The sequence below is a fragment of the Microbacterium sp. K41 genome (assembly GCF_004794395.1).
GTDB lineage: Bacteria > Actinomycetota > Actinomycetes > Actinomycetales > Microbacteriaceae > Microbacterium > Microbacterium sufflavum.
Window position 1 is genome coordinate 1 of sequence record NZ_SSDO01000382.1, and the last position, 10,148, is coordinate 10,148.

Annotated in this window: 11 protein-coding genes and 1 pseudogene; 6 read left to right on the forward strand and 6 right to left on the reverse strand. The window is 71.0% G+C overall.

Going from position 1 to position 10,148, the window contains the following annotated elements; translation table 11 throughout:
• The 3 genes and pseudogenes from DW309_RS11845 to DW309_RS11855 all read right to left on the reverse strand — a co-directional run.
• Positions 1-402: pseudogene (locus DW309_RS11845) on the reverse strand (hypothetical protein); the annotation flags it as partial.
• A 142-nt stretch (positions 403-544) separates the two neighbouring features.
• A complete protein-coding gene (locus tag DW309_RS11850; protein ID WP_136045491.1) occupies positions 545-1,000 on the reverse strand; it encodes an SRPBCC family protein in 456 nt (151 codons plus the stop codon).
• Between the two features lie 102 nt (positions 1,001-1,102).
• Positions 1,103-2,059 (reverse strand): manganese catalase family protein, encoded by a 957-nt coding sequence (locus DW309_RS11855; RefSeq protein WP_136045492.1) that lies wholly within the window; start codon positions 2,057-2,059, stop codon positions 1,103-1,105.
• Between the two features lie 134 nt (positions 2,060-2,193).
• On the opposite strand from DW309_RS11855, the gene DW309_RS11860 reads away from it, so the two are divergent.
• From DW309_RS11860 to DW309_RS11885, 6 genes are all read left to right on the forward strand, one after another.
• Positions 2,194-3,231 (forward strand): FUSC family protein, encoded by a 1,038-nt coding sequence (locus DW309_RS11860; protein ID WP_136032684.1) that lies wholly within the window; start codon positions 2,194-2,196, stop codon positions 3,229-3,231.
• 19 nt (positions 3,232-3,250) lie between these two features.
• A complete protein-coding gene (locus DW309_RS11865; RefSeq protein ID WP_136045493.1) occupies positions 3,251-3,919 on the forward strand; it encodes a DNA alkylation repair protein in 669 nt (222 codons plus the stop codon).
• A 140-nt stretch (positions 3,920-4,059) separates the two neighbouring features.
• The gene (locus DW309_RS11870) at positions 4,060-4,431 is read left to right on the forward strand and encodes a roadblock/LC7 domain-containing protein (RefSeq protein WP_136045494.1); all 372 of its coding nucleotides are present in this window, start codon (positions 4,060-4,062) and stop codon (positions 4,429-4,431) included.
• Between the two features lie 98 nt (positions 4,432-4,529).
• A complete protein-coding gene (locus tag DW309_RS11875) occupies positions 4,530-5,066 on the forward strand; it encodes a GTP-binding protein (protein ID WP_136045495.1) in 537 nt (178 codons plus the stop codon).
• Entirely contained in the window at positions 5,066-5,560 is a 495-nt protein-coding gene (locus tag DW309_RS11880) for a roadblock/LC7 domain-containing protein (RefSeq protein ID WP_136036683.1), read from the forward strand. The genes DW309_RS11875 and DW309_RS11880 overlap by 1 nt, the downstream gene beginning before the upstream one ends.
• Before the next feature lie 24 nt (positions 5,561-5,584).
• Positions 5,585-8,119 carry a DEAD/DEAH box helicase gene (locus DW309_RS11885; RefSeq protein ID WP_136045496.1) on the forward strand — a complete coding sequence of 845 codons (2,535 nt, stop codon included), beginning with the start codon at positions 5,585-5,587 and terminating at the stop codon, positions 8,117-8,119.
• 22 nt (positions 8,120-8,141) lie between these two features.
• On the opposite strand, the gene DW309_RS11890 is transcribed toward DW309_RS11885, so the two are convergent.
• The 3 genes from DW309_RS11890 to DW309_RS11900 form a co-directional block, all read right to left on the reverse strand.
• On the reverse strand, positions 8,142-8,531 hold the full coding sequence (locus DW309_RS11890; protein ID WP_136036685.1) for a VOC family protein: 390 nt from the start codon (positions 8,529-8,531) through the stop codon (positions 8,142-8,144).
• Positions 8,532-8,572: 41 nt separating this feature from the next.
• The gene (locus DW309_RS11895; protein ID WP_136036692.1) at positions 8,573-9,523 is read right to left on the reverse strand and encodes a D-alanine--D-alanine ligase family protein; all 951 of its coding nucleotides are present in this window, start codon (positions 9,521-9,523) and stop codon (positions 8,573-8,575) included.
• Positions 9,520-10,148: alanine racemase (locus DW309_RS11900; RefSeq protein ID WP_205812750.1), on the reverse strand; the 629-nt coding region annotated here is incomplete at its 5' end. The genes DW309_RS11895 and DW309_RS11900, both read right to left, overlap by 4 nt.

Consider the following 10,148-nt stretch of genomic DNA (forward strand, 5'->3'; position numbering starts at 1 on the left):
CACGGCCGCCGCGACCCCGGCGAGCAGACCGCCGCCCACCGCCCCGAGCTCGAGCCCGCGCAGCCCGACGGCCAGCACCTCCGCTGTGAGCAGCACGCCCATCACGGTCACGGCTCCGAACGCGAGCGTGAGTGCGCCTGCCGAGAGGTGCGACACGATCACCTGCCAGCGCGGCATCCCGGTGGTCTCGCCGCGACGGTGCCGCAGTGTGCTCACCGCGAAGGCCCCCGCGGCGATCACCCCGGCGACCACGGCGACCGGCATCGCCAGACCCGTCTCGCCGGTCAGCGGCCTGGACGCCCCGCGCAGCACGACGAGTCCCGCGCCGACGCCGAGCACGAAGCACACGGCGGTCGCCGCGACCGCTGCAGCCTCGGCGCGCAGCCTCCGGTCCCTCTCCATGCGCTCATGCAAGCACGGGGCGCCGACGTGCGCACCCCCGACTCCGCGCACGCCGGACACGCGACGAGGCCCGGAACCCCGCGTGCTGCGGTGCTCCGGGCCTCGTCGATCTCCGGTCGCGCGCCCTCCGGTCGCCCGCGGATCAGGCGTCGACGTCGCCGCGCCAGGCGCCCGTCTCGACGCCGCGCCCCTCGATGAACTCCTTGAAGTTCTTGAGGTCCTTCTTCACCGCGTGCGAGCCGGCGCCGACGAGCGCGCCCACGTTCTCCAGCAGCCCCTCCGGCTCCCAGTCGAGCTGCACCGTGACGCGGGTCGACGTGTCGTCGAGCTTGTGGAAGGTCACCACGCCCGCGTGCTCGGTCTCGCCGCCGACGCTGTTCCAGGCGACGCGCTCATCCGGGTGCTGCTCGGTGATCTCGGCGTCGAACTCGCGCTCCGCTCCACCCACGTTCACCTTCCAGTGGGTGTGGGTGTCGTCGGTCTGCGTGATGGACACGACCTCGTCGAGGAACTTCGGGAAGCTCTCGAACTGCGTCCACTGGTTGTATGCCGTGCGGACGGGAACGTCGACGTCGATGGTCTCGATGATCTGCACCATGGGATGCTCCTCTGCTGTTCGTCGTTCGTGTGCTTCCATTCAGGCGTCACGAGCCGGTATCGGCCACGGGGTTGACATCGCAGCGCGGATCGACGACTGTCCTCAGCTCGACGTCATCCGGCCGAAGGTCGCCTCGATGTCGGCCATCTCCATCTCGGCGGTGGCCTGGATGAGCGCCTGCAGCTCGGCGTCCGCACCCGGCGCGAACTCCTCGGGGCGCTCCGGCGCGATGACGGACGGCACGCCCTCCGGCGCCTGCTGGTCGGCGATCAGCTCGGTGCCGTCGCCCGACGGCGACATCCCCTGGAAGATGCGTCCGGCCTCGGAACGGTCGTCCAGGTCGAACGAGTACTGCGTGCTCTGCAGACCGAGGTCGAGCAGCCGCTTCACCTCGGGGAACCTCTCGGCGTTCGTCTTGGGGATCGGCAGGCTGGTGCGCCAGTTCACCCCCAGCGTCTCGAGCGCCTTCGCGTAGGCGTTCTCGTGCGCCTGATCGCGCACGATGAGGTACGAGATCGTGGAGCGCGCCGTCTTGTTCGCCGTCATCTCGTACAGGCGGCACTTCTGCAGCCTGCCGGTCGACTCGAGCATGAGGTTGTAGAGCAGGTCGAGCACGAGGTTGCCGGAGTTGTACACGTAGCTGCCCATCCACGGGTTCCCCGCCGCGTCCACCGGCAGGGCGCCCTGCGCGCCGACCAGGTAGTGGTGGATGTTGCTGTGGTCGAGCGCGATCTCGAGCGGCACCGCGCCGCCGGCTCCCGGTGCGTCCACGGGGGCGTCCTTCTTGCCCTGGTATGCGGGGGAGCCGTCGAGCAGCCGGGAGATCGTCGTGCCGATCAGCTCGACGTGGCTGATCTCCTCGGTGCCGATGCCCTGGATGAGGTCGCGATACGGCTTGCCCGCTGGACCACGGAAGTTGATGCTCTGGAACAGGTACTGCATCATCGTGCGCATCTCGCCGAACTGGCCGCCCAGACCCTCCTGCAGCGCGTTGGCCGCCGCGGGGTCCGGTTCATCGACCTCGATGTCGTTGATGAGCTGCTGCAGGTGGAAGTACATGTCGGCCTCCTCGCCGGGTCGTTTGTCACTGGGCGGCCCACTCTCCGCCGTCCCGACGGATCCACCACCCCGATGGACGGGTCGGCAGTCGGCGCGTATCATCCCGCGCCCGCGGGCGCACTAGCGTGGAGGCCATGCGCATCCCCGCCGCGATCCGCGCCTCCCAGCGGTCACCGCTGCTGCAGGTCGTGAAGTCGGCCGCGGCCACGATCGCGGCCTGGCTGATCGCGGGCTGGGCCTTCCCGGGGCAGCTGCCCGTGTTCGCGGCGATCGCGGCCCTGCTGGTGGTGCAGCCGAGCGTCAACCAGTCGCTGTCCAAGGCGCTGGAGCGCAGCATCGGCGTGATCGTCGGCGTGGTGATCGCCGTCGCGCTGGGGCTCCTCCTCGGCTCACCGAGCTGGATCGTGCTGCTCGCGATCGTGGTGGCGATGCTCGTCGCCTGGATCTTCCGCGCCTCGCCGGGCACCGGCAACCAGGTGGCGATCTCGGCGATGCTCGTGCTGGCCCTGGGGTCGTCGAGCCCGGAGTATGCGATCGCCCGCATCGCCGAGACGCTGATCGGCGTGGTGATCGGCATCGTGGTGAACGCCCTGATCGTGCCGCCCGTGCTGGTCGAGCCGGCACGGCGCGACGTCGGACTCCTCGGGCGCGAGCTCGCGGCGAGCCTGGACCGCCTCGCCGATGCCCTCCCCGAGCCGCAGACCCCCGCGCGGCTCCAGGAGCTGATGCTCGAGGTGCGGCTGCTCCGCCCGATGAAGGATGCCGCCGAGGCCGCGATCGCCGCCGGGGAGGAGTCGCTCACCCTCAACCCGCGCCGCTCGACCCACCGGGCCGACCTGGCGGAACTGCGGCAGCTGCTCGACCGCCTGTCCCCCATCGTCACGCAGACCATCGGGATGACCCGCGCCTACTTCGACCACTACGACGACCGCCTCGGCGAGGAGCCGGCGGTGGCCGCGATCGCGGAGCAGCTGCGCCGGGCGGGGCACGACGTGCGGCTCGCAGTGCAGTCGTCCGCGCCGGCGCCCGAGCCCGAGGCGCTGACCTCGGCGATCCCGGCCCTCACGGCGCCGCTGGTGGTCCGTCCGCCGTCGTCGCAGCACTGGATCCTCGTCGGGTCGCTCATGGAGGACCTGCGGCGGATCCGCGGGGAGCTGCTCGACGAGGAGTGACCGCGCGTACCCTGTGAGCATGGCCGGTATGACCGTGGACGCCGCCGTGGCCGAGCTCGCGGCGCTCGAAGATCCGAAGCAGCGCGCGGCGAACGAGAAGCGCGGCGACGACCACGGCATCAACCTCAGCCGGATGCGCGCCCTGGCCAAGCGGATCGGGACCGACCAGGCGCTCGCGACCGCGCTGTGGGCGACCGGCGACACCGCCGCCCGGCTCTTGGCGATCCTGATCTGCCGGCCGCGGGACTTCACCGCCGACGAGCTGGACGCCCTGCTGCGCGACACGCGTCCGCCGAAGGTCAACGACTGGTTCGTGAACTACGTCGTGAAGAAGTCGCCGCTCACGGAGGAGCTCCGCACCCGCTGGTTCGACGACCCGGATCCCACCGTGGCCGCGGCCGCCTGGTCGCTCACGACCGTGCGCGTCGCGAAAGAGCACGACGGGCTCGATCTCGACGCGCTGCTCGACCGCATCGAGCGTGACCTCGCCGACGCGCCGCCACGCTTGCAGTGGGCGATGAACGAGACGCTCGCGACGATCGGCATCTTCCACCGGGAGCACCGCTCCAGGGCCATCGACATCGGCGAGCGCCTGCGTGTCCTGGCGGACTACCCCACCGCTCCCGGCTGCACCTCGCCGTTCGCCCCGCTGTGGATCGCCGAGATCGTGCGGCGCCGCGAGGGCTGACGCTCGAGCGCGGCGTGGCGGGACCCGGTTCGCGCAGTGGCGGGTAACGTTATACACTTTTCTGATCGCGTGCACTCTGGGGGTGACCGCACTGGGCGGTCTCTGGTGTGCGCGGTGAAGACCACACACTGGGGAGAACCATGGCCACGCAAGATGAGCTGAACCAGCTGATCGACGACATCGCCCACGACATCAACGGCTTCATCGGCGCGTCGATCGTCGACCTGGAGTCGGGGCTGCCGATCACGTCGAGCTCGACCCGACCGGACTTCGATCTCGATGTCGCGAGCGCCTTCAACGCCGAGATCGTGAAGAACAAGAACCGCACCATCGAGGCGCTCGGGCTCGACGCCCACCTGGAGGACATGCTGCTCACGCTCGACACGCAGCTGCACCTCCTCAAGCTCATCGACGGCGGCATGTTCCTGTACATCGCGGCCGATCGGCAGGCGACGAACCTGGCGATGCTGCGCTCGTCGGTGAACCGCCACGTCACGGCGCTCGCCGCTTGACCGAGGAGGCCGTCGGGAGCGGCCTCGGAAGCTCGCGGCCACGCAGGGCACACTCCTCGGAGAAGCCGCTGAGACGCTCTCGTTGGCGACGAGCAGACATGCCGACCCGATATCGCATGATCTTCGCGGGGCCCGTCGGCGCCGGCAAGACCACCGCGGTGCGCGCTCTGAGCGACGTGCCGCCGGTCGACACCGACGTGCCGATGAGCGCCACCGCGGCCCAGGGCGAGGACAAGACGACGACCACGGTCGGGCTCGACTTCGGCACGTGGCGGCCGACACCCGAGGTCTCTGTCGCGCTCATCGGCGTACCGGGGCAGCGCCGGTTCGCCGCAGCACGACCGAACGTGTCGCTGCCCGGCACCCGCATCCTGCTCTGGGTGCGGGGCGATCAGCCCACCATGACCTCCGACACGGCGGAGTGGTTGCGACTGTTCCCCGCCGAGCTGCATCGGCTGATCATCGTCGTCAGCCACAGCGACAACCGATCGATCGGCTCGATCCGTCGGGCTCTCGCCGACGTGCTGCAGCAGTACGCGGTGCCACCCTCGCGCGTGCTCGCGGCCGACGCCCGCGACCGCGACAGCGTGATGCGCGTCGCCAGCGCTGCGCTCGACCTTCCGGAGGAGAACTGATGAGACCACACGGTGACGCGGAGGCCGCTCCGCACGACCCGTCACGCATGCACCCCGACATCGCCGGCAACTGGGCGCTCTGGTCGGGCATCGTGAACCAGTCCGCCATCACCCGGCTGGAGCAGCTGAAGAGCCGCTTCCCCGAGCTGACCTCGGCCGTCCTCGGCACCGCCGACGGCCTGCACATCGCGTCGATCGGACTCGACCCGCAGTCGGGCGAGCACCTCGCGGCCATGAACGGTTCGCTGTTCGGCGTGGCCCGCGCCGAGGCGGAGATCATCTCGGGCGGTACCGAACCCACGCTGTCCGCGATCGTCTCGCTGTCGGTGGAAGACAGCCAGATGGCGCTGCTGAGCTTCATCCTCGCGCCGTACGGGCAGCTGCTGCTGTCGGTGTCGGCCGCGGAATCGCAGCTCGGCGCGGTCATCGTGCACGCGCGGTCCACGGCCTACGAGCTGCTGACCGCACTGGGCGTGACGGGAACGGGAGTCTGATGCAGATGCGATGATCGAGGGACCATGACTTCCCCGCCGCGGCTCGAGCCCGCCACCGTTCCCGACGCGGCCGATCCGGACGCCGTGTACCTGACGTTCGTGGAGTGGGTGGAGTCGACGGGCATCCGGCTCTACCCCGCCCAGGACGAGGCGCTCATCGAGATCGTCTCGGGGAACAACCTGATCCTCTCGACGCCCACCGGAACCGGCAAGTCGCTGGTTGCGGTGGGGGCGCACTTCGCCGCGCTCGTCGGCGACCGTCGGAGCTTCTACACGGCGCCGATCAAGGCGCTCGTGAGCGAGAAGTTCTTCGCCCTGGTCGACGTCTTCGGCGCCGAGAACGTCGGCATGATCACGGGCGACTCCTCGGTCAACGCGGAAGCTCCCATCATCTGCTGCACCGCCGAGATCCTCGCCAACCTCGCCCTGCGGCACGGCAGCGACGCCGACGTGGGACTGGTCGTGATGGATGAGTTCCACTTCTACGCCGACCCGGAGCGCGGGTGGGCGTGGCAGGTGCCGTTGCTGGAGCTGCTGCAGGCGCAGTTCGTGCTCATGTCGGCGACCCTCGGCGACGTGACCGCGCTCGCTGCCGACCTGACCCGACGCACGGGCAGGGAGACCGCGACGGTCACGGGTGTCGAGCGCCCGGTGCCGCTGCACTTCTTCTACGAGACGACGCCCATCCACGAGACGATCGACGACCTGCTCGCCACCGGGCAGGCGCCGGTCTACATCGTGCACTTCTCGCAGTCGGCGGCCATGGAGCGCGCCCAGGCGCTGTCGAGCACGAAGGTCGCGTCGCGCGAGCAGCGCGACGAGATCGCGGCCCTGATCGCCGAGTTCCGCTTCACCACGGCGTTCGGCAAGACGCTGTCGCGATTCCTGCGCGCCGGGATCGGCGTGCATCACGCGGGCATGCTCCCGAAGTACCGCCGCCTGGTCGAGCAGCTCGCCCAGCGCGGACTGCTACGGGTGATCTGCGGCACCGACACGCTGGGGGTCGGCATCAACGTGCCCATCCGCACGGTGCTGCTGACCGCCCTGACGAAGTTCGACGGCACGCGGATGCGGCAGCTCAACGCCCGCGAGTTCCATCAGATCGCGGGGCGTGCGGGGCGTGCGGGCTTCGACACCGCGGGCACCGTCGTGGCCCAGGCTCCGGAGCACGAGACCGAGAACCTCGCCGCGATCCGCAAGGCCGGAGACGACCCGAAGAAGAAGCGGAAGATCATCCGCAAGAAGGCGCCCGACGGGTTCGTGTCGTGGGGCGAGCCGTCGTTCCGCAAGCTCATCGACGCGACACCCGAGACGCTGACCTCGCACATGCAGATCACCAGCGCCATGATGCTCAACGTGATCGCGCGCGGCGGCGACGTGTTCGCCCACATGCGCCGCCTGGTCTACGACAACCACGAGACCCGCGTCCGACAGCGGGAGCTGGCGCTCCGGGCGATCGGCATCTTCCGCACGCTGCGGGAGTCGGGAGTCGTGCAGCGCACCGCCGACGGCGACATCCGCCTCACGGTCGACCTGCCGCCGAACTTCGCCCTCAACCAGCCGCTGTCGCCGTTCGCCCTCGCCGCGTTCGACCTGCTCGACCCCGACCCGTCCGCGGGGACCGGCACGGGCTCGTACGCGCTCGACATGATCTCGATCGTGGAGTCGACGCTCGACGACCCGCGCGCCGTGCTCAGCCAGCAGGAGTTCCTCGCCCGCGGCGAGGCGGTCGCGGCGATGAAGGCGGAGGGGATCGAGTACGACGAGCGGATGGAGCTGCTGGAGCAGATCACCTACCCGCGCCCGCTCGACGAGCTGTTGGACGCCGCGTTCGAGACGTTCAGCGCCGCGCAGCCGTGGATCCGCGACTTCTCCCTCCGCCCCAAGTCGGTCGTGCGCGACATGTACGAGCGGGCCATGTCGTTCGGGGAATACGTCGCGTTCTACAAGATCGCCCGGTCGGAGGGCGTGGTGCTGCGCTACCTGTCCGACGCGTACCGCGCGGCATCGCAGACGATCCCCGAGGAGCGCAAGGACGAGGACCTCCGCGACCTCATCGCGTGGCTGGGCGAGCTCGTGCGCCAGATCGACTCCAGCCTGCTCGACGAGTGGACCGAGCTCGCGACGGGCACCGACAACGGCCGCTTCGACCCGCACGCGCCGGACGAGCCGATCGTGCCGCCCGCCCCGAAGCGCCTCACCGCCAACACCCGGGCGTTCCGCATCCTGGTGCGCAACGAGCTGTTCCGTCGCGTGCAGCTGGCCGCGCGGGAGGACGTGGCGGCACTCGCCGAGCTCGACCCCGGCTTCGGCGCCGACGCCTGGTCGGACGCGCTCGACGGCTACTTCGCCGAGCACGACGAGATCCTGACCGGTGCCGACGCCCGCAGCTCCCGGCTGCTGCTGCTCACCGAGGGCCCGACGGCCTGGACCGCGCGGCAGATCCTCGACGACCCCGCGGGCGACCACGACTGGGGCATCAGCGCCACGATCGACCTCGCCGCCTCAGACGAGGCCGGCGAGGCGGTCGTCACCGTGACCGCGGTCGACCGGCTCTGAGCCGGCGCGGGACCGACGGGCGTCAGGCCTGCATCACCGCGAGCACGTTGCCCGCCGGGTCGCGGAACCACGCGATGTCGGGCCCGCGTCCGTCGCCGCGCACGATCCCGCGGTCGTCCGAGGGGAACACGTCGTCGGGGTAGATCTTCGTCTCGACCCCCTTGGCGCGCAGCTCGTCGACCGCGGCATCCACATCAGCCACCGGGAAGTTCAGGATCGTGAAGCTCGCCGGCTCGTGGTTCGGCTTGTCGTACACGAGGATGCTGCCGCCGCTGGCGAGCCGCAGCTCGAGGAAGCCCATCGCATTCCGGGCGACCTCGAGCCCGAGGGTCTCGCCGTAGAACCGTTGCGCCGCGTCGAGGTCGTCGACACTGAAACCGCTGAACGCATCCTGCACCGTGAACGCCGTCATGTTCCCAGGATCCGCCGTCGCAGGACCCCTGTCGACCCCCTTCACGACGCAGCCCGCACCAGTCGCGTCACGAGATCGACGTAGGGCACGCCCGCGGCGGCGAACATGCGCGGCACCTGTGACGCCGCGGTCATGCCCGGCATGGTGTTGACCTCGTTCAGCACGGGCCCCCGCTCCGTGAGGAAGAAGTCCATGCGGGCCACGCCGTCGCAGCCGAGGGCGTCGAACACGGCCACCGCCGCCCGCTGCAGGGCGCTCGTCTGCGCGGGATCCAGCTGCGCGGGAACCGTGAAGCGGGCCGAGCCGTCGTACTTGGTCGCGGTGTCGAACAGTCCGGGCGCGTGGATCTCCAGGGGCGGGGCCGCCCACCGCACGCCGCCTCTCTCGCGGATCACGGCCACGTCCACCTCCCGGCCGCGCACGACCTCCTCGACGAGGATCCGCCGGTCGAAGCGCGCGGCCTCCCGCAGCGCCCCCAGCAGCTCGCCCTCCGCCGACACCAGGCTCACACCGTGGCTCGACCCGGCCGACACGGGTTTCACCACCACGGGCTCGTCGAACTCCGCGTCGCCGAGGTCCGCCGCCCCCACCAGCCGCCCCCGCGCGGTGCCGATGCCGACCGCCTGGGCCACGAGCTTCGTGGTCCACTTGTCCATGCCGATCGCGCCCGCCCGCAGCCCGGAGCCGACCACGCGCACCCCGGCGAGTGCGCACAGGGCCGCGAGCGCACCGTCCTCCCCGAGCACCCCGTGCACGGCGGGGAACACGACGTCGACCGTGGCCAGGAGCCCGAGCGCCTGCTGCAGTGACTCTGCCGCGCTCCCGGCCGTGGGCAGCGCGTCGGACCGCCACACGCCGTCGCGGCCGATGGTCGCACACACCACCTCGTGGTCGCCGAGTCGCAGCGCTGCGGCGACCGCGGCCGCCGACGCCAGCGACACGTCGTGCTCGGAGTTCTGCCCCCCGCCGATCACCAGCACCCTGGTCGTCATGCGATCCCCCTCTCCACGCGCGGGCCGATGCCGGTGACGATGGTGTGCGGGATGGTGCCCGCCCACCTCGCCCAGTCCTGCGCCGACGGCACCGCGCCGCCCTCCGGTCCGAACACGGTCGCGACGGCCCCGCGCGGCACCGCGGTCGCTCCCGTGTCGATCACGATCTGGTCCATCGACACCCGCCCGACGATGGGGTGCCTGCCACCGTCGAGCTCCACGCCGGCATCCCGCGCGAGCTCGCGCGGGATGCCGTCGGCGTATCCGACGCCCACGACCGCGAGGTGGGTCGCCCGATCCGTCACGTGCGCGCCGCCGTACCCGACCGCGGTGCCCGCCGGCACGAACGCGCTGTGCACCACCGCGGCGGTGAACCGCGCCGCGCCGGTCAGCACGGTGGTGAGCGACGGATCGATGCCGACGAGCCCGGCCCCCACGCGCACCAGGTCGAAGTGCGTCGCCGGATCGGTCAGCGCGCCGGAGGTCGCGGCGAGGTGCACGAGCACCGGACCGAAGCCGGCGCGGAGCACCGCGTCGCGGCCGTGCCGCATCCGCAGCACCGCCGCGGCGTTGGCGGCCGGATCGGCCTCATCCGCGCGCGGCAGATGCCCCATCACCCCGACCA